Source organism: Kitasatospora sp. NPDC091276 (genome assembly GCF_040684355.1).
Lineage (GTDB): Bacteria > Actinomycetota > Actinomycetes > Streptomycetales > Streptomycetaceae > Kitasatospora.
Genome location: NZ_JBFBFU010000008.1, coordinates 1 through 22,011, shown reverse-complemented (window position 1 = coordinate 22,011; position 22,011 = coordinate 1). Strand labels below are relative to the sequence as shown.

The 22,011-nt window shown below is 73.0% G+C and carries 16 protein-coding genes; 15 read left to right on the top strand and 1 reads right to left on the bottom strand.

The features are described 5' to 3' along the window. Nucleotides 1-100: 100 nt before the first annotated feature. Nucleotides 101-472: a hypothetical protein gene (locus AB0O19_RS12185; RefSeq protein ID WP_363619260.1), complete on the bottom strand. Its 372-nt coding sequence runs from the start codon at nt 470-472 to the stop codon at nt 101-103. Between the two features lie 143 nt (nt 473-615). Here AB0O19_RS12185 and AB0O19_RS12180 point away from each other — a divergent pair, with 143 nt between their 5' ends. From AB0O19_RS12180 to AB0O19_RS12110, 15 genes are all read left to right on the top strand, one after another. Beyond that, on the top strand, nt 616-1,128 hold the full coding sequence (locus tag AB0O19_RS12180) for an NUDIX hydrolase (protein ID WP_363619259.1): 513 nt from the start codon (nt 616-618) through the stop codon (nt 1,126-1,128). Between the two features lie 490 nt (nt 1,129-1,618). After that, nucleotides 1,619-2,596 (top strand): hypothetical protein, encoded by a 978-nt coding sequence (locus AB0O19_RS12175; protein ID WP_363619258.1) that lies wholly within the window; start codon nt 1,619-1,621, stop codon nt 2,594-2,596. A 288-nt stretch (nt 2,597-2,884) separates the two neighbouring features. After that, nucleotides 2,885-3,409 (top strand): TIGR00730 family Rossman fold protein, encoded by a 525-nt coding sequence (locus tag AB0O19_RS12170; RefSeq protein WP_363619257.1) that lies wholly within the window; start codon nt 2,885-2,887, stop codon nt 3,407-3,409. 13 nt (nt 3,410-3,422) lie between these two features. After that, nucleotides 3,423-4,112: an SDR family oxidoreductase gene (locus tag AB0O19_RS12165; RefSeq protein ID WP_363582130.1), complete on the top strand. Its 690-nt coding sequence runs from the start codon at nt 3,423-3,425 to the stop codon at nt 4,110-4,112. 34 nt (nt 4,113-4,146) lie between these two features. Next, complete coding sequence (locus tag AB0O19_RS12160) at nt 4,147-5,157, top strand: methionine synthase (protein ID WP_363619256.1); 1,011 nt, start codon at nt 4,147-4,149, stop codon at nt 5,155-5,157. Between the two features lie 22 nt (nt 5,158-5,179). After that, nucleotides 5,180-7,474, top strand: a complete 2,295-nt coding sequence (gene ligA, locus AB0O19_RS12155) for an NAD-dependent DNA ligase LigA (RefSeq protein ID WP_363582162.1) — start codon at nt 5,180-5,182, stop codon at nt 7,472-7,474. Between the two features lie 295 nt (nt 7,475-7,769). Beyond that, on the top strand, nt 7,770-9,662 hold the full coding sequence (locus AB0O19_RS12150; protein WP_363619255.1) for a bifunctional diguanylate cyclase/phosphodiesterase: 1,893 nt from the start codon (nt 7,770-7,772) through the stop codon (nt 9,660-9,662). 163 nt (nt 9,663-9,825) lie between these two features. After that, nucleotides 9,826-10,122 (top strand): Asp-tRNA(Asn)/Glu-tRNA(Gln) amidotransferase subunit GatC, encoded by a 297-nt coding sequence (gatC, locus tag AB0O19_RS12145; protein WP_030057414.1) that lies wholly within the window; start codon nt 9,826-9,828, stop codon nt 10,120-10,122. 5 nt (nt 10,123-10,127) lie between these two features. Next, a complete protein-coding gene (gatA, locus tag AB0O19_RS12140; RefSeq protein WP_363582136.1) occupies nt 10,128-11,621 on the top strand; it encodes an Asp-tRNA(Asn)/Glu-tRNA(Gln) amidotransferase subunit GatA in 1,494 nt (497 codons plus the stop codon). After that, nucleotides 11,618-11,893 carry a hypothetical protein gene (locus AB0O19_RS12135; protein ID WP_350884604.1) on the top strand — a complete coding sequence of 92 codons (276 nt, stop codon included), beginning with the start codon at nt 11,618-11,620 and terminating at the stop codon, nt 11,891-11,893. Before gatA ends, AB0O19_RS12135 begins: the two co-directional genes overlap by 4 nt. A 77-nt stretch (nt 11,894-11,970) precedes the next feature. After that, nucleotides 11,971-13,482, top strand: a complete 1,512-nt coding sequence (gatB, locus tag AB0O19_RS12130; protein ID WP_063347730.1) for an Asp-tRNA(Asn)/Glu-tRNA(Gln) amidotransferase subunit GatB — start codon at nt 11,971-11,973, stop codon at nt 13,480-13,482. Between the two features lie 257 nt (nt 13,483-13,739). After that, a complete protein-coding gene (locus tag AB0O19_RS12125) occupies nt 13,740-13,898 on the top strand; it encodes a hypothetical protein (RefSeq protein WP_159398431.1) in 159 nt (52 codons plus the stop codon). A 134-nt stretch (nt 13,899-14,032) separates the two neighbouring features. Next, nucleotides 14,033-17,074: an AAA family ATPase gene (locus AB0O19_RS12120; RefSeq protein WP_363619254.1), complete on the top strand. Its 3,042-nt coding sequence runs from the start codon at nt 14,033-14,035 to the stop codon at nt 17,072-17,074. Between the two features lie 549 nt (nt 17,075-17,623). Next, nucleotides 17,624-20,557, top strand: a complete 2,934-nt coding sequence (locus tag AB0O19_RS12115; protein ID WP_363619371.1) for an EAL domain-containing protein — start codon at nt 17,624-17,626, stop codon at nt 20,555-20,557. Between the two features lie 333 nt (nt 20,558-20,890). Further along, the coding region (locus AB0O19_RS12110) for a thiamine pyrophosphate-binding protein (RefSeq protein ID WP_363619253.1) at nt 20,891-22,011 on the top strand (1,121 nt) is incomplete at its 3' end.

Here is a 22,011-nt window from a genome sequence, read left to right as displayed (position 1 = left end):
GCCCCAACGGCCCTGGGTGAGCCGGTGGACCATCGCCAAGCCTCGACCCGACGTGGCGTCGGGCCCGGCCTGGATCATCACGGGCATCGAGCAAGAGCCGTCACCGACGAGGATGCGGATGATTCGGTCGCTCGGGCGGCGGCACGGCGACAATCATGCGTGTCTGACAGCCGGTCCTGACGGCGTTGGTGGCCAACTCGCTGGCGATCAGGGAGGCATCGTCCACCAGATCGTCCGACCCCCACTCCCGCAGCTTCGCCACGACGAACCGACGCGCGGCGCCCACCGACTCGGCCTGGTACGGCAGGCGGATGGTCGTCGGTGTGGTGAAGCGAGCGGTATCCGGTGTAGCGACGGCAGTCAGCAGCGTTTCCCCAGTGCAGCCGATCAACTTGGTCGGCAAAGCGGTGAGTGGAGACATCAGGATTCGCTCCCGTGGATGGATCAGGGCGGCTGATGCCGAGTCGTCCATCGGATGGATGGCCTCGGTGAACTCTTCGGGCGGTACCGCGAGTACGGCCCGGTGCGTGAATACCTGGCACGATTCGATGAGGCGCGCAGAGCCCGGCTGCTCCTGCTCGCCGACATCATCCCGTCGCCTCGGGGAGGTTCGACGTGAGACCCGCACCCACCGACACCGATGCCTGGCACGCCTACCTCGCCGAGGGCAATGCCCGGCAGGCTCGCAAGCGCGTCTCTGCGGACGTGATCCTGCGCGACCAGGCTGGTCGCATCCTGACCGTCAACCCGACCTACAAGGAGGGTTGGGACCTGCCCGGAGGGATGGCTGAGGCCAATGAGTCGCCGGACGAGGCCGCAGTGCGGGAACTGCGCGAGGAACTGGGCCCGGAGATCACGGTCCACCGCCTGCTGGTCGTGGACTGGGTTGCCCCGCACGGCCCGTGGGACGACCAGATCGCGTTCATCTTCGACGCGGGCACCCTCTCGTCCGACCTGGCCGCGCGGGTGCGGCCGCACGACGACGAACTGTCCGAGGCCGTCTTCCTGTCCGCGCCGGAGGCCGCCGACCGGCTGCGAACCCGCCAGCGGAACCGGCTGAACGCGGCTGTGAGAGCGATCGCGGATGGCGGCTCACGGTATCTGCGGGACGGGGTGGAGACGTGGTGATGGATCCGGGACAGGAGAAGGACGGCCATGGTTGAGAACGGCAGGCAAAGGGCGCGGCGGGTACCTCTTCGAGGCGGGGATGCTCAAGCGGGCGAAGCGGTCGGGCTGGTGGATCGCCGGGGTGAAGGATCCCGAGACCATCGCGGAGCACTCCTTGGATCGACAGCAGTCTCGGCAGCCTCAAGACCGAGTCCGTCCGCCAACTCGCCGAGGCGGCACTGTCGATGACCTCGCTGGAGTGGCAGCAGGCCTACCTCGCGTAGCGTGCATCCCGAACTCATGCGCGAGCACTCGCCGCAGTGAATTCATGACTGTCCGTCAAATCCGCTGATCTGTCGGCGTAAACTGCAATGGCCACCGCCCAGTTGGGCGGTGGCCATTCCCGCGTACGCCCGTAAACTTGGCGGTTCCGGCGCACGCGCATAACACCTCGGCCAGTATGCCAGCCCGGACGCGCTCCGGCTCGCATATCGGCCACGAAAGGCCGAACGTGCCCGTCGCCGTCACCACCGAAGCCCTCGCCCTCTCCCGCCCCACCGGCACCCCGCCCGCCAACGAGTTCCGGGTCCGCATCGGGCAGTGGATGCAGAGCGTCCCGACCGGTGGGCCCTGGAAGTCCCTCGGGCCGTCCTTCGTCCTCTTCCTCATGCACGCCGCGCAGAAGGCCGACGCGGACGGGACCAACCTCCACTGCCCGCCGTCCAACCTCTGGTTCTCCCGGGCCTGCCGGGTCTCCAAGGACTCCGTCCCCGGCTTCTACCGGGCCGCCGAGGCGGCCGGGGTCATGGCCCTCGTCCACGGCCCCTCCGGCACCCGGGTTCGCGGCTACGCCGTCACCGTGCCCCTGGGCGGCGTCCCCGACTGGGACGCCGCCCTCGCCGTCCTGCGCGCCGACGCCCGGCGCGTCAAGCAGGAGCAACTCCGCTGCGCCGCCGGTAAGTCCGCACGTGCGGAGTCGGTGAAGTCCGCACCTGCGGCGCTGCCGAGGCCGCGCTGCGGCGAACGGAAGTCCGCACGTGCGGAGCCGGACAAATCCGCACGTGCGGGCTCGTCGCTCCGCACGTGCGGACGCAACCAGGAAGTCCCTTACCAGGACAAGAAGATGGTTGCTGTTGTAGTGACGGGTACCACTCCGCGCGCGAGCGAACAGCCCGCACCGGCACCGCTGCCGCCGCCGCCCGACCCCACGGGCTGGGAGCGGATGACCGAGCACCTGCCGCCCGACCTCCAGGAGCCCGCCCGCGCCGTCCCGGAGGACGACCTGCTGCGCCGGTTCACCGCCATGGCCGTCCGGGCGGGCTGGGCGTCGCCGGGTTGGCTGGCCGCCCGCCTGGCGTCCCACCGGCCCGAGAACCCACCCGGCGCCGACCCCGCGGATCGTCTCGCCGCCGCTCTGGTCGCCGTCCTGGGTGTCCTCTCGGACCGACATGCCCACCCGGGCCGGGGGATCCTGGCCTCCTGCACGTGAGCGGCAGCGTCGGCCAAGGGGGCGATCGTCCTGTCGACCCGGCCGGATCGAACGCTCCTGGCATACTCGGAGTGCCGGCTGCGCGGCTTCCTCGCACGGGACAACGTGACTGCCCGGGCCCGGGAGAGTGGACTGCTTCCAGCTCTCAGCAGCCCGAAGGCCGAATCGGCAACTCGCCGCGGCCGCCGGCACACCCTCCGGAGAGGACGACATGATGCTCGGAGGAGGCTGGCCAAGGCCTAAAGCCGGTGAGTGAGTGCGCCGGGGCGTGATAGACCAGATGGCACTATGAACATCACAGTCTTCTGCTCCGCGTACTCACTCGACGACCGCTACACCGCCCCCGCCGCCGAGTTCGCGCGGCTCCTCGGCGAAGGTGGCCACACCCTGGTGTGGGGCGGGTCCAACGCCGGGCTGATGGGGCTGCTGGCCGACGAGGTGAAGGCGGCCGGCGGGAAGCTCGTCGGGGTGCTGGTCGAGATGCTGAAGCACAAGGGGTACGTCGGCGCCGACGAGCTCGTCATGACCCGTGACCTGGCCGAGCGGAAGGCGGAGCTGGCGTCCCGGGCGGACGCGATCGTCGTGCTGGTCGGCGGGCTGGGCACCCTCGACGAGGTGACCGAGGTGCTGGAGCTCAAGAAGCACGGCATGTTCGACAAGCCGGTGGTCGTCCTGGACACCGAGGGCTTCTACACGGGCCTGCGCACGCAGATGGAGCGGATGGACGCCGAGGGCTTCCTGCCCCGCCCGCTCGCCGAGCTGATCCGGTTCGCCGACACCCCGGCCGAGGTCTTCGCGCAGCTCAAGGCCTGAGAGGATCACCACCATGGCCACTCATCTGATCACCGGCGCCGGCTCCGGCATCGGCGCCGTCCTCGCCGAACGCCTCGCCGAGCGCGGGGACGACCTCTGGCTGCTGGCCCGCGACGCCCGCCGCGCCGCCGAGCTGCGCGAGCGCTTCCCCGGGGCGAAGACCCTGGTCGGGGACCTCGGCGACCCGGCCAAGCTCTCCTGGGCCTTCGGCCACCAGGCGCTGCCCGTCGAGCTGGACTCCGTGCTGCACGTCGCGGGCATGGTCGAGCTGGGCACGGTCGGCGACCTGTCGGTCAAGGCCTGGCAGGAGACGCTGAACGTCAACCTGGTCGCCCCCGCCGAGCTGACCCGGCTCCTGTTGCCCTCGCTGCGCCTGGTCAAGGGGCACGTGGTGTTCGTCAACTCCGGTGCCGGGCTGTCCGCCCATGCCGAGTGGTCGGCCTACGCGGCGAGCAAGCACGGCCTCAAGGCGCTGGCCGACGCGCTGCGCCAGGAGGAGCACCCGAACGGCGTCCGGGTCACCTCGGTCTACCCGGGCCGCACCGCCACCGCGATGCAGGCCAAGGTGCACCAGCAGGAGGGCAAGGCCTACGACGAGGACCGCTGGATCGCCCCCGAGTCGGTGGCCAAGGCGATCCTCGCCGCCCTCGACGCCTCCCGTGACGCGGAGCTCACCGACATCACCGTCCGCCCGGGGCGCTGAAACGCGCGCGGCGCCGCGCACTAGGCTCGGGCGGGTGAGCACCCCACAGCCCTTCCCCGACCTGCGCGGCGCCGCCACCGGCGTCGGTTCGCTGCCCGGCACCGACGCCCGGGAGGCCGCCAAGACCTCCACCGGGGCGTTGGAGCAGTTGCCGTTCCTGCCCGAACTGCCCGCCCGCGGGCCGGGTGCCGACATGATCGGCCGTGGCGCCGGCCTGTTGGTCGAGCTGTTCGCGCAGACCGAGCCGAGCGGCTGGCGCTTCGCCGACCGCCCCGGCCGGGACACCCGGCGCGCCCACTCCTGGCTGCGCGAGGACCTGGACGCGCTGGAGGAGTTCACCCAGGGCTACCAGGGCGCGCTCAAGCTGCAGGCCGTCGGGCCGTGGACGCTGGCCGCCTCGATCGAGCTCAAGTACGGCGAGAAGGCGCTCTCCGACGCCGGCGCCTGCCGGGACATCGCCGGTTCGCTCACCGAGGGCCTGCGCCGCCACCTCGCCGACGTCCGCAGTCGGGTCCCGGGCGCCCAACTGGTCCTCCAGCTCGACGAGCCCTCGCTGCCCGCCGTGCTGGCCGGTTCGGTGAAGACCGCCAGCGGCTTCCAGCGGCTGCGCTCGGTGGACCGGCAGGTCGCCGAGGAGGTGCTGCGCGAGGTCATCCGGGGCCTGGACGCGCCCGTCGTCGTGCACTGCTGCGCGCCGGACGTGCCGATCCCGCTGCTGCGCCGGGCCGGTGTGGCCGGGGTCTCGCTGGACTTCTCATTGCTGACCGAGCGGGACGACGACGACCTGGGCGAGGCGGTCGAGGCGGGCACGGCGATCCTCGCTGGTGTCGTGCCCTCCACTGACCAGGCGGTGTCCGACCCGGCCGGTAGTGTCCAGGGTGTCAGGACCTTGTGGCGCAGGCTCGGGTTCGCCCCGGAGCTGCTGGGCCGCCGCGTGCTGGTGACGCCGACCTGCGGGCTGGCCGGGGCGTCCCCGGCGTACGCGCGCAAGGCGCTGTCGCTTGCGGCGCGAGCGGCGCAGAGCCTGGTGGACAACCCGGAATGAGAACGTAGGAGGGCTTGCGGTGGTGGCTGTCGAGGGCTGGGAGGACGTCCCTGCGGAGGTGCGCAGGCGGCACGCCGAGCTGGTCGTGGAGATCACCGAGCACCGCGCCCGGTACTACGTGCAGGACGCCCCGGTCGTCAGCGACGCCGAGTTCGACGTCCTGATGCGCGAGCTGGAGGCGATCGAGGCCGCGCACCCGGCCCTGGTGACGCCGGACTCGCCGACGCAGGAGGTCGGCGGCGACGTCGCGGAGGGCTTCACCAAGGTCGAGCACCGCGAGCGGCTGCTCAGCCTCGACAACGCCATGGACGACGAGGAGCTGGCGGCCTGGGCGGACCGGGTCGCCCGCGAGCTGGACGGCATCGACTACCACTACCTGTGCGAGCTCAAGGTGGACGGCCTGGCCGTCAACCTCACCTACGAGCGCGGCCAGTTGGTCCTCGCCGCGACCCGGGGCACCGGCCGGGTCGGCGAGGACATCACCGCCAACGTCCGCACCATCAAGGAGATCCCGCAGCAGCTCACCGGCGACGACCTGCCCGAGCTGGTCGAGATCCGCGGCGAGGTCTACCTGCCGACCGAGGCCTTCGAGGAGCTGAACGCCTCGCTGGCGGCGGAGAACGAGCGCCGCCGGGCGGAGAACGAGGAGCGCGCCAAGGAGGGCAGGCGTCCGCAGGCGCTGGTCCACCTGTTCGCCAACCCCCGCAACGCCGCCGCCGGTTCGCTGCGCCAGAAGGACCCGCTGGTCACCGCGTCCCGTCCGCTGCACATGGTGGTGCACGGCATCGGCGCCCGGGTCGGCTTCGACATCGACTGCCAGTCGCACGCCTACGACCTGCTGCGCGCGTGGGGCCTGCCGACGGCCCGGCACAACAAGGTGGTCGGGACGCTCGACGAGGTGCGGGCGTTCATCGAGCACTTCGGCGAGCAGCGGCACTCGGTCGAGCACGAGATCGACGGCGTCGTGGTCAAGGTGGACGAGATCGCCCTGCAGGGGCGGCTCGGTTCCACCTCCAAGTCCCCGCGCTGGGCGATCGCCTGGAAGTACCCGCCGGAGGAGGTCACCGGCAAGCTGGCCGCGATCAAGGTCGGCATCGGCCGCACCGGCCGGGCCACCCCGTACGCGGTGCTGGCCGAGCCGGTGAAGGTGGCCGGCTCGATGGTGCAGTACGCGACGCTGCACAACCAGCAGGTCGTCAAGGCCAAGGGCGTGCTGCTCGGCGACACCATCGTGCTGCGCAAGGCCGGTGACGTCATCCCGGAGATCCTCGGCCCGGTGGAGAGCCTGCGGGACGGCACCGAGCAGGAGTTCGTGATGCCCTCGCACTGCCACGAGTGCGGGGCCGAGCTGCGCCCGATGTCCGAGGGGGACATCGATCTGCGCTGCCCCAACGCGCAGTTCTGCCCGGCGCAGATCCGCGAGCGGATCGCCTTCCTGGGCGGCCGTTCCTCGCTGGACATCGAGGGCCTGGGCTATGTCGCGGCGACCGCGCTGACCCAGCCGCTGGAGCCGGCAGAGGCGCCGGTGCGGGACGAGGGCGACATCTTCGGCCTGACGATGGAGCAGTTGCTGCCGATCGAGGTGCTGGTCCGCGACCAGAAGACGGGCATGCCCAAGCTGGACGACCGCACCGGCAAGGAGAAGAAGGCCACCTTCTTCGCGAACCAGAAGGGCGAGCCCAAGAAGACGGCGGGCGTGCTGCTGGAGAATCTGGAGAGGGTGAAGGAACGTCCGCTGTGGCGCTTCCTCAACGGCCTCTCGATCCGGCACGTCGGGCCGGTCGCGGCGCAGGAGCTGGCACGGGAGTTCCGGGACCTCGACCGGATCTTCTCGGCCACCGAGGAGGAGCTGGCCGCCGTCGAGGGGGTCGGGCCGATCATCGCCCGCTCCGTCGTCGAGTGGTACCAGGAGGAGTGGCACCGGGAGATCCTGGAGAAGTGGCGCGCGGCCGGCGTCCGCTTCACCGAGGAGCCCGCCGACGAGGAGGAGGCGGAGCGCCCGCTGGAGGGCCTGACCGTCGTGGTCACCGGCACCCTGGCCGGGCACACCCGGGACGGGGCCAAGGAGGCGCTGACCTCGCGCGGCGCGAAGGTGACCGGTTCGGTATCGAAGAAGACAGATTTTGTTGTGGCCGGTGACAACCCAGGGTCCAAGTACGACAAGGCCGTTCAGCTCGGACTGCCGGTCCTGGACGACGCCGGCTTCGCCGTGCTGCTCGCCGACGGACCGGCCGCGGCCCGTGCCCACCTCGGCCTGCCCGAGGTCGGGGAGGCCCCCGCCGAGGCCGCTCCGGAGGCCGACCCGAGCGGAGCGTGACCGAGCCCGTCTTGTTATCGTCCTGATGCAACGTCACCGGGTGTCGCGCCGTGGAAGCGGGCATTGTGTCACTGTGCGACACCCGGGCGCGGTGGCGCGTTTCCGGTTGTCCGAAAGTCTGCCCACCGGGTGGACCCCGGCATACCCTGGAGCGCAACAGAGTGTCAGCAGGGGTGGGGGCACCGGCTGAGCCGGTGCTCCGCGGGGTCGCTCCATGCCCGGCAGCTGTCGGTACCGGCACGGTGCCTCACCGTAAGGCGGCCTGACGGGGCGGGCCCGACGGAGGACAGGGCTTATGGATCGTACGACCGGCGGTGCGCCCACACGCCCGCCGCAGGGGGTGGCAGGTGCGGTCCTGCTGCTCGGCGTGCTGCTGGCCGGTGCCGCGCCGCTCATCCCGCTGGCCGTCCTGGTCTACCGGTACGAGCCCGAACTGCTGCCGCTGTTCGCGGTGCCGCTGGCGGTGCTGGTCGCCGCCTGGCGGATCGCCCGCGACCGCGCCCGTGACCAGCTGACCGACCCGCTGACGGATCTGCCCAACCGTCAGGCCCTGTTGATGGCCGCCCAGGAGGCGATCGCGGAGCGCGCGGAAGGTTACAGCGTCGGTCTCATCCTGCTCGATCTCGATCGCTTCCGATCGCTCAACGACACCCTCGGCCACACCGCCGGCGACCGGCTGCTGGTGCACATCGCCCGCCGGCTGCACCGCGCGCTGCGTTCCGGAGGCCCGGCCGGCAGCGCCACCCGGGAGTCCATCGACGACGTCTTCGCGGGCCTGCCCCGGAACTACCGACGCGGCCGTCCGATGGTGGCCCGGATGGGCGGCGACGAGTTCGCCGTGCTGCTGCCCGGCATCAACTGCCCGGACAGCCTGGAGCGGGTCGCCAAGGCGCTGATCGCCGAACTCGCCGCGCCGATCCGGCTGGACGGGCTACTGCTCGTGCTGGAGGCCAGCGCCGGCGTCTGCGTCTACCCGCAGCACGCCCAGGACGCCGAGGCGCTGCTGCGCCGCGCCGACGTGGCGATGGGCCACGCCCAGCGCGGTTGCAGCGGCGTCGCGCAGTACGACGAGACCCAGGACGCCGACACGCCGTACCGGATAGGGCTGCTCGGCGACCTGCGGCGGGCCCTGGAGACCGGCGAGGTGCAGCTGCACTACCAGCCCAAGGTGGCCTTCGACGGCCGGGTGGTCGGCCTGGAGGCGCTGCTGCGCTGGGAGCGCCCCGGCCAGGGCCGGGTCTCGCCGGACGAGTTCGTCGGGCTCGCCGAGTCCAGCGGCCTGATGCCCCGGCTCACCGACTACGTGCTGGAGGCCGCCGTCGGGCAGCTCGCCTACTGGCGGGAACAGGGCCTCCAGGTGCAGGTCGCGGTCAACGTCTCCCCGCGCGACGTGCTCAACCCCGGCTTCGCCCAGCGCGTCGCCGGCCACCTCGTCCGCCACCAGGTGCCGGCCCACGCGCTCCAGCTGGAGATCACCGAACGGCTGCTGCTGGACGACTCCCGCCGGGCCGCCGACACCCTCGCCGAACTGCGCGGCTACGGCGTCGGGATGTCCCTGGACGACTTCGGCACCGGCCACTCCTCGCTGGTGCGGCTGCGCAGCCTGCCGGTCGGCGAGCTGAAGATCGACCGTTCCTTCGTCTCCCGGATGGTCGCCGACGACCACGACGCGGCGGTGGTGCGCTGCTCGGTGGAGCTCGCCCACTCGCTGGGCCTGACCGTGGTCGCCGAGGGCGTCGAGGACGACGAGACCTGGGAGCGGCTGCACTGCATGGGCGTGGACGCCGTCCAGGGCTGGCTGGTGTCGGCGGCGCTGCCGGCCGAGCAGGCCACCGCCTGGCTGCGGGTGCACCGCACCGGCGCCCCGCCGGTGGAGCGGCTGGTCCCCCCACCGGGCCGGCTGCCGTCGGCCCTCCACGCGGTGCAGGGGGGCCAGGGCCTGCCGGTCCAGCCGGTGCTGCCGCAGGCCGTCCAGCCGGTGGTCCAGCAGGCCATCGCGCCGGTGCTGCCCCCGACCCTCCCGTCGGTGCTGCCCCCCGTGCTGCCCCCGACCCTCCCGCAGGCCGTGCAGGCCGTGCAGGCCGTTCAGACGGTCCAGGCCGTGCCCGCGCCCCAGCCCGTGTCGGCCGCGCAGATCGAGATCAAGGCGCCGGGCACGCAGAGTTGGGCCCGCACCAGGCCGCAGTGACGGGCGCGCACGCTCACTCGTTGGCCGGTGGCCGGGCCGGGCCCCATAGGATGGGGTCCAAAGACCACGAGGACGGAGCACCGGACCGGTTGCTCCTGCCCGGGCCCGGCACCGCCTTCGCGCGGCGCCGGGCCTCACCAGAACTCACCCTGAGGATCGCTGCATGCCTGGCATCACGCGCGAGGAGGTCGCCCACCTCGCCCGGCTGTCGCGTCTTGAGCTGAAGCCCGAAGAGCTGGACCACTTCGCCGAGCAGCTCGACGTGATCATCGGCGCGGTCGCCCGCGTTTCCGAGGTCGCCGGACAGGACGTCCCGCCGACCTCCCACCCGCTCCCGCTGACCAACGTGATGCGCGCGGACGAGGTGCGGCCGTCGCTCACCCCGGAGCAGGCGCTGTCCGGCGCCCCCGCCGCCGAGGAGCAGCGTTTCCGTGTGCCGCAGATCCTCGGGGAGGACTGACCGAGATGACCGAGTTGATCAAGTACACCGCCGCTGAGACGGCCTCCGCCATCGCCAAGGGCGAGGTGTCCGCCGTCGAGGTGGCGCAGGCGCACCTGGACCGCATCGGCGCCGTCGACAAGAAGGTCAACGCCTTCCTGCACGTCGACACCGAGGGCGCGCTGAACGCCGCCAGGGCCGTCGACGAGAAGCGCGCCAAGGGCGAGGAGCTGGGCCCGCTGGCCGGCGTCCCGCTCGCGCTGAAGGACGTCTTCACCACCAAGGGCGTGCCGACCACCTGCGGCTCCAAGATCCTCGAAGGCTGGATCCCGCCGTACGACGCCACGCTGACCACCCGTCTCAAGGACGCCGGCGTGGTCATCCTCGGCAAGACCAACATGGACGAGTTCGCGATGGGCTCCTCCACCGAGAACTCCGCCTACGGCACGACCGGCAACCCGTGGGACCTCTCCCGCATCCCCGGCGGCTCCGGCGGCGGTTCGGCCGCCGCGCTGGCCGCCTTCGAGGCCCCGCTGGCGATCGGCACCGACACCGGCGGCTCGATCCGCCAGCCCGGCGCCGTCACCGGCACCGTCGGCGTCAAGCCGACCTACGGCTCGGTCTCCCGCTACGGCCTGGTCGCCTTCTCGTCCTCGCTGGACCAGGGCGGCCCGTGCGCCCGCACCGTGCTGGACGCGGCGCTGCTGCACGAGGCCATCGCCGGGCACGACCCGCTGGACTCCACCTCGATCGACGCGCCCGTCCCGGCCGTGGTCGAGGCCGCCAAGCTGCGCGACGTGCGCGGCATGCGGATCGGTGTGGTCAAGGAGTTCGCCGGCGAGGGCTACCAGGCCGGCGTGATGGAGCGCTTCAACGAGTCGGTGGAGCTGCTGCGCGAGCTGGGCGCCGAGGTCGTCGAGGTCTCCTGCCCGTCCTTCACCCTGGCGCTGCCCGCGTACTACCTGATCGCGCCCAGCGAGGCCTCGTCCAACCTGGCCCGCTTCGACGCGATGCGCTACGGCCTGCGGGTCGGCGACGACGGCTCCCGCTCGGCCGAGGACGTCACCGCCCTGACCCGCGAGGCCGGCTTCGGCCCCGAGGTCAAGCGCCGCATCATCCTCGGCACCTACGCCCTCTCCTCGGGCTACTACGACGCCTACTACGGCTCGGCCCAGAAGGTCCGCACGCTCATCTCGCGCGACTTCGACGCCGCCTTCGCGGGCGTGGACGTGCTGGTCTCGCCGACCACGCCGACCACCGCCTTCCCGATCGGCGAGCGCGCCGACGACCCGATGGCGATGTACCTGGCCGACCTCTGCACGATTCCGTCGAACCTCGCGGGCAACGCGGCCATGTCGCTGCCCTGCGGTCTGGCCCCGGAGGACAATCTCCCGGTCGGCCTGCAGATCATCGCACCCGCGATGGCGGACGACCGCCTGTACCGGGTGGGCGGCGCCGTCGAGGCCGCACTCAACGACAAGTGGGGGCACACCCTGCTGGAGGAGGCACCGGCACTGTGAGCAAGATCGAGAAGGCCAAGGCCCCGTCGTCCCTCAAGGCACCGTCGTCCCTGAAGGGCTTCAAGCACAGCAAGCCGGGCCTGTGGCTGTCCATCGGCACCAGCGCCTTCGGCGCGGTCTCGGTCGTCAAGGACGTCCGGAAGGCCCGCGAGGAGAGCGACACCCTCAAGCTGGTCAACGCCCTGGTCGGCGCCGCCGCGCTGATCACCGGTACCGCCCTGCTGGTGCGCGAGCTGCGCCAGCTCGGCTCCGACGACGTCCTGCTGGGCTGAGCTGAGCGCCCCGGCCCGGCCCCGCGCGAGCGGCGGCCGGGCCCGTACCTCCCAAGTCTTTTAGTGAAGGGGACGCTGTGAGCGTCATGAACCTGGTCTCCTACGAGGACGCTCTCGCGTCGTACGACCCGGTGATGGGCCTTGAGGTCCACGTCGAGCTGGGCACCAAGACCAAGATGTTCTGCGGTTGCTCGACCGAGCTGGGTGCCGAGCCGAACAGCCAGACCTGCCCGACCTGCCTGGGCCTGCCCGGCTCGCTGCCGGTGGTCAACGCGATCGGCGTGGAGTCGGCCGTCAAGATCGGCCTGGCGCTGAACTGCGAGATCGCCGAGTGGTGCCGGTTCGCGCGGAAGAACTACTTCTACCCGGACATGCCCAAGAACTTCCAGACCTCGCAGTACGACGAGCCGATCGCCTTCAACGGCTACCTCGACGTGCAGCTGGAGGACGGCTCGACCTTCCGCGTGGAGATCGAGCGCGCCCACATGGAGGAGGACACCGGCAAGTCCAGCCACGTCGGTGGCGCCACCGGCCGCATCCACGGCGCCACCCACTCGCTGCTCGACTACAACCGGGCCGGCATCCCGCTGATCGAGATCGTCACCAAGCCGATCGTCGGGGCCGGTGAGCGCGCCCCCGAGGTCGCCAAGGCGTACGTCGCCGAGCTGCGCGAGCTGATCAAGGCGCTGGGCGTCTCCGAGGCGCGGATGGACAAGGGCCAGATGCGCTGCGACGTCAACCTGTCGCTGCGCCCCAACGGCACCGAGACCTTCGGCACCCGTTCGGAGACCAAGAACGTCAACTCGCTGCGCAGCGTGGAGCGGGCCGCCCGGTTCGAGATCCAGCGGCACGCCACGGTGCTGACCGACGGCGGCACGATCATCCAGGAGACCCGGCACTTCCACGAGGAGGACGGCAGCACCACCTCGGGCCGGATCAAGGACAACGCCGAGGACTACCGCTACTTCCCCGAGCCGGACCTGGTGCCGATCGCCCCCGCCCGCGCCTGGGTCGAGGAGCTGCGCGCAGGCCTGCCCGAGCTGCCGCGGGTGCGCCGGGCCCGGCTGCAGGCCGAGTGGGGCCTGTCCGACAAGGACATGCAGTCGGTGCTGAACGCCGGCGCCGTCGAGCCGATCCAGGAGACCATCGCCGCCGGCGCCCCGGCCGACCAGGCCCGCAAGTGGTGGATGGGCGAGCTGGCCCGCCGGGCCAACGAGACCGGCACCGAGCTGAGCGAGCAGCCGATCACTCCGGCGCAGGTCGCCCGGGTCACCGCGCTGGTCGCCGAGGGCAAGCTGAACGACAAGCTGGCCCGCCAGGTCATCGAGGCCGTGCTGGCCGGCGAGGGCGAGCCGGACGAGGTCGTCGAGAAGCGCGGCCTGGCCGTCGTCTCGGACGACTCCGCGCTCGGTGCGGCCGTCGACCAGGCCATCGCCGAGAACGAGGCGATCGCCGCCAAGATCCGCGACGGCAAGGTCGCCGCGGTCGGCGCGCTGGTCGGTGCGGTCATGAAGGCCACCCGGGGCCAGGCCGACGCGGCCCGCGTCAAGGACCTGATCCTGGAGCGGCTCGCCGTCGAGGGGCAGTAAGCACAACCCAGAGAATCTGGGCGCCTTCGCCTGAGGTCCTAAGGCATCTAAGGCGCCTAAGGCCCTCTAAGTAAGGCCTAAGGCCCGGTCTCACCTCTAAAACGAGGTAAGACCGGGCCTTGGTCGTTCCCGGGGCCCCGATCTAAGGCATCCGGGGCCCGGAAGATCGGTAGGGCTTCCGATGCGGCACCCCCCGCTGGGAGAGGAAGCTCTTACTCGACAGCGAAACGCAGTGAAACCCACAGGGGGAACCGAAAGTGATCGAGTACGAGCTCATCCAGCAGCACGCCCACGAGCTGGCCGTCCGCGCCGAGCACGAGCGCCTGGTCCGGGAGGCCAAGGAGGGACGCCGCCTGCGGCAGCGTCCGGTGGCCGCCCGCTTCCAGCGGCGCCCCGCGCGCCAGCGCGAATGCTGACGGACCGGCACCACGACGGTGCCGAGGGAGTTTCGGAGGGGGAGGCGCAGCAGGGGAGCGCCTCCCCCTCCGGGCGTTCGCCAGGGGAGATAACCCCTCGGCCCGCCACCTCCGGCTATGGCATGCTCGCCTCCATGCAGCAGATATCGGTGAGTCCCGTCTTCGTCGGCCGCGGCAGCGAGATCACCGAACTGACCGACGCGCTGCGCCGGGCGGGCTCCGGCAGCCCGCAGGCCGTGCTGATCGGCGGCGAGGCGGGCGTCGGCAAGACCCGGCTGCTGGAGGAGTTCCTGCAGCGGGCCGCCGCCGGGGGAGCGGTCACCACGCTCGGCGGCTGCCTGGAGATCGGCGCCGAGGGCCTGCCGTACGCCCCGCTGGCCGCGGCGCTGCGCCGGCTGCACCGCTCGCTGGGCGCCGAGCTGGAGGCCGCGGCGGCCGGCAGCGAGGGGCACCTGGCCCGGCTGCTGCCCGAGTTCGGCGAGGCCGACGGCGAACCCAACGACGAGTACGGCCGGGCCCGGCTGTTCGAGCACACCGCGAGGCTGTTCGAGCGGCTCGGCGCGGAGCGTACCCTCGTGTTCGCCGTCGAGGACCTGCACTGGTCCGACCGCTCCACCCGCGAACTGCTCGCCTTCCTGGTCCGCACCCTGCACCGGTCCCGGGTGCTGCTGGTCGCCACCTACCGCTCCGACGACCTGCACCGCCGCCACCCGCTGCGCCCCTTCCTGGCCGAGCTCGAACGGCTGCGCACCGTCCAGCGGTTGGAGCTGGAACGGTTCGGCCGCGGCGAGGTCGCCGCCCAGCTGGCCGGCATCCTCGGCACCGCCGACCCCGACCGGAAGCTGGTGGACCGCATCCACCGCCGCTCCGAGGGGAACCCGTTCTTCGTCGAGGAGCTGGCCACCGCCTTCGAGGACGGCTGCGGCGCCGGGCTCACCGACTCGCTGCGCGACATCCTGCTGGTCCGGGTGGAGAGCCTGGACGAGGAGGCCCAGCGGGTGGTGCGGATCGCCGCCGAGGGCGGCTCGCACGTCGAGCACGCCCTGCTGGCGGCCGTCCTGCACGACGACGAGGAGGCGCTGATCGAGGCGCTGCGGGCGGCCGTCGGCGCCAACATCCTGCGCCCGGACGGCGAGGGCGAGGGTTACCGCTTCCGGCACGCGCTGGTCCGCGAGGCGGTCTCGGACGACCTGCTGCCCGGTGAACGGCACCGGATCAACCGCAAGTTCGCGCTCGCCGTGGAGGCGAAGCCGCAACTGGTCTCCTGCGACGCCCTGCCCGCCCGGCTGGCCAACTACTGGTACCACGCGCACGACCCGGCCCGCGCCCTGCCGACCGCCCTGGACGCCGCCCGGGCGGCCCGCCGCCGCAACGCCTTCGCCGAGCAACTGGGCATGCTGGAACGGGCCCTGGAACTGTGGGACATGGTCTCCGAGGAGGTGCTGGCGCACACCCTGCGCCCGTACGACTGGGCCGAGACCTATCCGCCCGGCTCCTGCGACCACAGCACCGCCGACGGGGACTGCGACCGGATCCAGCTGGTCGACGTGCTGGCCGAGGCGGTGGTCGCGGCCCGGCGCTGCGGCGACCGCGAGCGCGGCCTGAGCCTCGCCAGGCGGGGGCTGCGGCTGGTCGACGAGGCCGTGCACCCGGTGCGCGCGGCCTGGTTCCGGATCAACCGGGCCCGGATGCTGGGCAATCTGCGCCGCTCCGGCGACGACGAGGAGATCCTCCACGCGCACCGGCTGGTCGACCACCTGCCGCCGTCCGCCGTCCAGGCCGAGGTGTTCGCGCTCGGCGCCGGGGTGGCGATGCTCAAGAAGCCCGGCCCCGAGCACATCGAGCTGGCCGAGCGGGCGATCCGGATCGCCCAGGAGGTCGGCGCGCACTCCGTCGAGGTGCACGCCCGGATGACGCTCGGCGGCCTGCGCTACGACGTGCACGGCGACGCCGACGGCGGGCTGGCCGAACTGGCCGGGGCGGTCGAGGCGGCCCGCCGGCTGGGCGTGCCCGACCTGCTGCTGCGCGGCGTCAACAACCTGGCCAGCATGCAGCGCGGGGTGGGCCGGGCCGAGGAGGCGGTGGTGCTGGCCCGCGAGGGCCTGGTCTACGCGGACGGCAACGGCCTGCTGCGCAACATCGGCACCATCCTGACCGGCAACCTGGCCGAGGCGCTGACCGACCTGGGGCGGATCCGGGAGGCCGCCGAGGTGCTCGACGCCTGCGAGCTGACCAGCCTGACCGGCACCCACGCCGAGTTCCTGGACCGGATGCGCGGCGACCTCGCGCTGCTGCGCGGGGACCTGGCCGGCGCGGCGACCATGCTGGCGCAGGCCCGGTCGGCCAACCGGGTCGGCCAGCTCCAGCACAGCGTGCCGATCAGCCGGCTGGCGGTGCGGATCGCCGCGCTCGCCGGTCGGCCGATGGAGGCCCGGGAGGAACTGCTCGCCGCGCTGGCGGAGGAGGGGCGGCTCGGCCACGAGTCCGACGTGTACCCGCTGCTGGTCGAGGCCGCCACGGTGGAGGCGGACAGCCGGGGCCTGCCGGAGGCCGCGGCGGGCCGGGCCGAGGCGCTGGCCGCGATCGCCGCGCGGGCGGCCCGGCTGCGGCCGCGGGCGCCGGTGCACCACGGCTGGGCCCGGCTGCTGGAGGGCGAACTGGCCCGAGCCGAGGCCGCCGACACCCCGGAGCAGTGGGCCGCCGCGGTCGCCGCGCTGCGCCCGACCGGGCTGCCGTACCCGCTGGCGGTCGCCCTGCTGCGGGCCGGCGAGGCCGAGGTGCTGGCCGGGCGGCGCGAGGCCGGGGCCGCACTGCTGCGCGAGGCGCGGGAACTGGCCAGCGTCCGGGGCGACCGTCCGCTGCTGGCGGAGGTCGCGGGCCTGGCCGACCGGGCCGGGCTGACGCTGACCCCGGTGGCGGCCGCGCGCCCGGCCGCCGGGCCGGCCGCGACCCCGCCCGTCGGGGAGTCCTTCGGCCTCACCCCCCGTGAGCGGGACGTGCTCCGGTTGCTGGCGCGCGGCTGGAGCAACCGGCAGATCGCGGAGGAGCTGTACATCTCTCCGAAGACCGCGAGCGTGCACGTTTCCAACATCCTGGGCAAGCTCGCGGTCACCGGCCGGGGTGAGGCGGCGGCGCTGGCGCACCGGTTGCGGCTGTTCCCGGACGATCCGGCTTAGGCCGGACAGGACCTGGGCCGTGTCCGGCCCGGGCCTCCCGATGACCCGGGCGCCCGGCGCCGGGCCCCCGACCGTCTCCGGTCCGGGTGGCCCGGGGCCGGGCGCCGTCGCGTGCTCCCGTGCGCGCCGCGTGAGCCCCCGGCCGCGCGCCGCCGCCAACCGGGCCGATCCGCCGGAATCGGGTGCATTTCCCCACCCCGTCGCCATTACTCTAAGTTGAGTGCATGTGTCATTGAGTGACGGATTTGGTGTAGGGTCCCGATCGGGAACATCGGTGCGGTGTGGTGACCGGAAGGCCGCCCACCCCCTGGGCCTCCGTCCTGACGGGGCGCCAGGCCACCGCGTACGGCCAAGAGGCGCGCGGCCGGTGGCCCGTGGCCGGGGCGCCAGGCCCCGGGCCGGAGGGGGAGAGGCCGAGTGAGCTCCACCGATACGGTGCTGCCCGGGGCCGGACGGCCGGGCGTGCCACCCGCCGACGCGTCCGAGCCCGACGCGTCCACGCCCGGCGCAGCCGCAGCCGGCGCGTCCGCCCCCGGCCGGCGCGGCCCGCTGTGCCGGCTCCGGGAGAGTCGGACGCTGCCCGGCCTCGTCCTCGGCGCGCTCTGCCTGGCCTACGCCCTGGGTGCCGCCACCGGCTGGGGTTCATTCCAACTCTCCATCTTCATGGGAGACTTCGGCCTGGCCGCGGCGGCGCTCGCGGCCGCGCTGTCCTGCCTGGTGTACGGCTGCACGGCCGGCGGGCGCGCCCGCCCGGCCTGGCTGCTGTTCGGCCTCTCCTCGCTCATGGTGGCCTGCGGCAACGGCACCTGGGGCTGGTACGAACTGGTCGCCCGCAGCCCGCTGCCGCAGGACTCGCTCGCCGAGTACGCCTTCCTGCTGTTCTCCCCGCTCGCCATCACCGGTGTGCTGGTGCTCGCCCAGCGCCCGCGGTCGGCCGCCGGCTGGCTCTGCCTGCTGCTCGACGGCTGGCTGATCGCCGGCTCGCTGTTCACCCTCAGCTGGAGCCTGGCGCTCGGCCGGATCGCCGCCGGCGAGGCCGGCTCGCCGCTGCGGCTGGCCCTCAACCTGGCCTACCCGGTCCTGGACATCCTGCTGGTCAGCCTGGTCGTCGGGCTGCGCTTCGGCGGCCGCGACGGCAACCGGGCGGCCGTGCACACCGCGATGGTGGCGCTGGCCGTCACCGTCCTGTGCGACGCCCTGTTCACCTCCCCGGAACTGCGCAGCAGCTACCGCTCGGGCGAACTGCTGGACGCCGGCTGGTTCTCCGGCAGCCTGCTGCTGGCCTGGGCGCCGTGGTCGCCGCGCTGGCGCCGCCCGCTGCGCGAGCACCCCTCGGCCGGAGGCCTGCCGCGCCGCCGGGTGGCCACCACCTTCAGCGCGCTCACCCCGTACGCGGCCGCCGCGGTGTGCACCGCCGGGATCCTCTACAACGCCCTCGGCGGGCGGGAGTTGGACCGGGTGGTGGCCGCGGCGGCCTGCACCGTCGGCCTGGCGCTCATCCTGCGCCAGGGCGTGATGCTGCTCGACAACCTCTCGCTCGCCCAGGAACTCGCCCACAAGGAGGCGCACTTCCGCTCCCTGGTGCAGGGCTCCAGCGACGTCATCATGATCGCCGGTGCCAACGGCGTGCTCTCCTACGTCTCCCCGGCCGCGCTCGGCGTCTACGGGCGGGACCCGGAGGAACTGGTCGGCGGCAACCTGCTGGACCTGGTCCACCCGGAGGACGTGGACCGGGTGCTCGCCGAGGTCCGCCGCTACCTGGCGAGGGTCCGGCTCACCGCCCACCGCTCCCCGGGCACCGCCGAGCCGTCCGCCCGGGTGGAGTGCCGGATCAGCTCCGGCGGCGGCGAGTGGCTGCACGTCGAGTCGACGGTCAGCCGGCACCGCGACGGCCTGATCCTCAACAGCCGGGACGTGACCGAACGCGTGATACTCCAGGCCCAGTTGCAGCACAACGCCTTCCACGACCCGCTCACCGACCTGCCCAACCGGGCGCTGTTCGCCCAGCGGCTGCGGGCCGCCCTCGGCGCCCGCGGCCAGCAGGGCGAGGGCGGCGCCGGGGTCGCGGTGCTCTTCCTCGACCTGGACGGCTTCAAGGCGGTCAACGACACGGCCGGCCACCAGGTGGGCGACGAACTGCTGGTGCAGGCGGCCCGCCGGCTCCAGGGGGCCGTCCGCTGCGGGGACACCGTCGCCCGGTTCGGCGGCGACGAGTTCGCCGCGCTGGTCTGCGGCCCGCTCGGCCGGCTCCAGGTCCAGGAGCTCGCCGAGCGGCTGCGGGTCGCGCTCTCCGAGCCGTACTGGATCGGCGGCGCCGAACTCGGTGTCGCCGCCAGCATCGGCATCGCCTTCGGCACCCCCGAACGCGGCCCGGCCGCCGACCCGAGGGCGGCCACCGACGAGCTGATGCGCAACGCCGACCTCGCGATGTACCGGGCCAAGTCCGAGGGCAAGGGCCGGGTGGTGCTCTACAACCCCGCGATGCGGGCCGATCTGGAGCGCCGCACCGAACTGGAGGAACGGCTGCGGGCCGCCGTCCGCGAGGGCGGCTTCACCCTGCTCCACCAGCCCGTGGTGGACCTCGCCAGCGGCGCGGTGACCGGCGTCGAGGCGCAGGCCCGCTGGCGCTCGGCGGGCGGCCTGCTGCTCACCCCGGCCGAGTTCCTGCGCTCGGCCGACCACGGCGACGCGGCCACCCGGTTCTCCCGCTGGCTGGTCCAGGAGGCGGTGACGGCCGCGGCCAACCGGCGCGGCCAGTCCGGCCGCGGCCGCAGCGGCCCCGCGCCCGTCCCGGTCGCGGTCCGGCTCTCCACCGAGCGGCTGTGCTCGCCCGGTCTGTACGAGACGGTGGCCGCGGCGCTGCGCGACAGCCGGCTGCCGGCCGGCGAGCTGGTGATCGAGGTGGCCCGGATGGGCCCGGACTCGCTCGCCGACGAACTCGGCCGCCGGCTGGCCGCGTTGCGCCGGCTCGGGGTGACCACCGTGCTGGCCGGCTACGGCGCCGGCAGCGGCTCGCTCGGCGAGCTGGCCCGGCTGCCCCTGGACGGCCTCAAGCTGGACCGCACGCTGGTGCAGGACCTCGGGGAGTCCGCGCTCAGCCGCACGCTCGCCGGGCACGCCCTGCGGCTCGGCCACGACCTCGGTCTGGTCACCGGCGCCGAGGGGGTGGACCTGCCCCGCCAGGTCGCCGCGCTCCAGGAGCTGGGCTGCCGGCAGGGCCAGGGTTCGGCCTTCGCGCCGCCGCTGGACGAGACCCGGCTGCGCCGGGCGCTGGTGCGCCGGGGCTACCCGCTGCCCAGGCCGCTCGGCTCGGTCTCGGCCCGGCGCGCGTACCTGGCCGCGGAGGCCCGGACGGGTGGCCGCGGGGAGGGCGGCGGGGGGCGTGTCGTGCATCACCACGGCGCCCCCGACCTGCCCGAACGCCGCGCGGCGACCGGTCCAGGGTCGGGTCCGCATGGCGAGACGGTCATCCCACCTGCTTGACACGCGCCCCCGGACAGGAGGAGGGTCGTTGCCATGCGCACCCGAATTCTCGTACTTGGCGGGCGCGTCGGCTGAGCGGGCTCACACGCCCCGCTTGTGACAGACCGACGCGCCACCCCTCGCATGCCCTTGGCACGAGGGGTTTTTTGTTGCACTGACGCTGTTCCACCACCGCAAGACCCCTGGTCCCGACCGCCCGATCCGCCCCGATTCCCGGGGAGGAAGCGGGACGATTGGGGCAGAGCCGGCGATCGGCCCGCAACCGGGACCCCACCCTCGCACCACCGGGGCCCGCAACCACCGGGCCGGCACATTCCGAGAAGAGACAGGCAGATGACTGAGCACGCCGCATCCCCCCGCCGCGGGGACACCACGGCCGCCCACGCTCCCGCTCCCCAGCACGTCGTCGAAACCATGACCGGCGCCCAGTCGCTCATCCGCTCGCTGGAGGCCGTGGGCGCGGACACCGTCTTCGGCATCCCGGGCGGGGCCATCCTTCCCGCGTACGACCCGCTGATGGACTCGGCCAAGGTGCGCCACATCCTGGTCCGGCACGAGCAGGGCGCCGGCCACGCCGCCACCGGCTACGCCCAGGCCACCGGCCGGGTCGGGGTCTGCATGGCCACCTCCGGCCCGGGCGCGACCAACCTGGTGACCCCGATCGCCGACGCCTACATGGACTCGGTGCCGATGGTCGCGATCACCGGCCAGGTCTCCTCCAAGGCGATCGGCACCGACGCCTTCCAGGAGGCGGACATCTGCGGCATCACGATGCCGATCACCAAGCACAACTACCTGGTCACCGACCCCGCCGAGATCCCCCGGGTGATCGCCGAGGCGTTCCACATCGCCGCCACCGGACGCCCCGGCCCCGTCCTGGTCGACATCGCCAAGGACGCGCTCCAGGCCACCACCACGTTCCGCTGGCCGGTCGAGCTCTCGCTGCCCGGCTACCGGCCGGTCACCAAGCCGCACGCCAAGCAGATCCGCGAGGCCGCGAAGATGCTGGTGGGCGCCAAGCGCCCGGTGCTGTACGTCGGCGGCGGCGTGATCAAGGCGCAGGCCACCGCCGAGCTGCGGATCCTCGCCGAGCTGACCGGCGCACCCGTGGTCACCACCCTGATGGCGCTCGGCGCCTTCCCCGACAGCCACCCGCAGCACCTGGGCATGCCCGGCATGCACGGCTCCGTCCCGGCCGTCACCGCACTCCAGAAGACCGACCTGCTCTTCACCCTCGGCGCCCGCTTCGACGACCGCGTCACCGGCAAGCTGGACAGCTTCGCCCCGCACGCCAAGGTCGTCCACGCGGACATCGACCCCGCCGAGATCGGCAAGAACCGCCCCGCCGACGTGCCGATCGTCGGCGACGCCCGCGAGGTGCTGGCCGATCTGATCGTGGCCGTCCAGGCCGAGTTCGACGCCGGACACAAGGGCGACTACTCGCAGTGGTGGGA

Coding starts and splice junctions, on each gene's coding strand:
- AB0O19_RS12170 (WP_363619257.1), top strand. CDS start 2,885: ATGAACATCACAGTCTTCTGCTCCGCGTACTCACTCGACGACCGCTAC.
- gatC (WP_030057414.1), top strand. CDS start 9,826: ATGCCTGGCATCACGCGCGAGGAGGTCGCCCACCTCGCCCGGCTGTCG.
- gatA (WP_363582136.1), top strand. CDS start 10,128: ATGACCGAGTTGATCAAGTACACCGCCGCTGAGACGGCCTCCGCCATC.
- AB0O19_RS12185 (WP_363619260.1), bottom strand. CDS start 472: ATGGACGACTCGGCATCAGCCGCCCTGATCCATCCACGGGAGCGAATC.
- AB0O19_RS12150 (WP_363619255.1), top strand. CDS start 7,770: ATGGATCGTACGACCGGCGGTGCGCCCACACGCCCGCCGCAGGGGGTG.
- AB0O19_RS12120 (WP_363619254.1), top strand. CDS start 14,033: ATGCAGCAGATATCGGTGAGTCCCGTCTTCGTCGGCCGCGGCAGCGAG.
- AB0O19_RS12165 (WP_363582130.1), top strand. CDS start 3,423: ATGGCCACTCATCTGATCACCGGCGCCGGCTCCGGCATCGGCGCCGTC.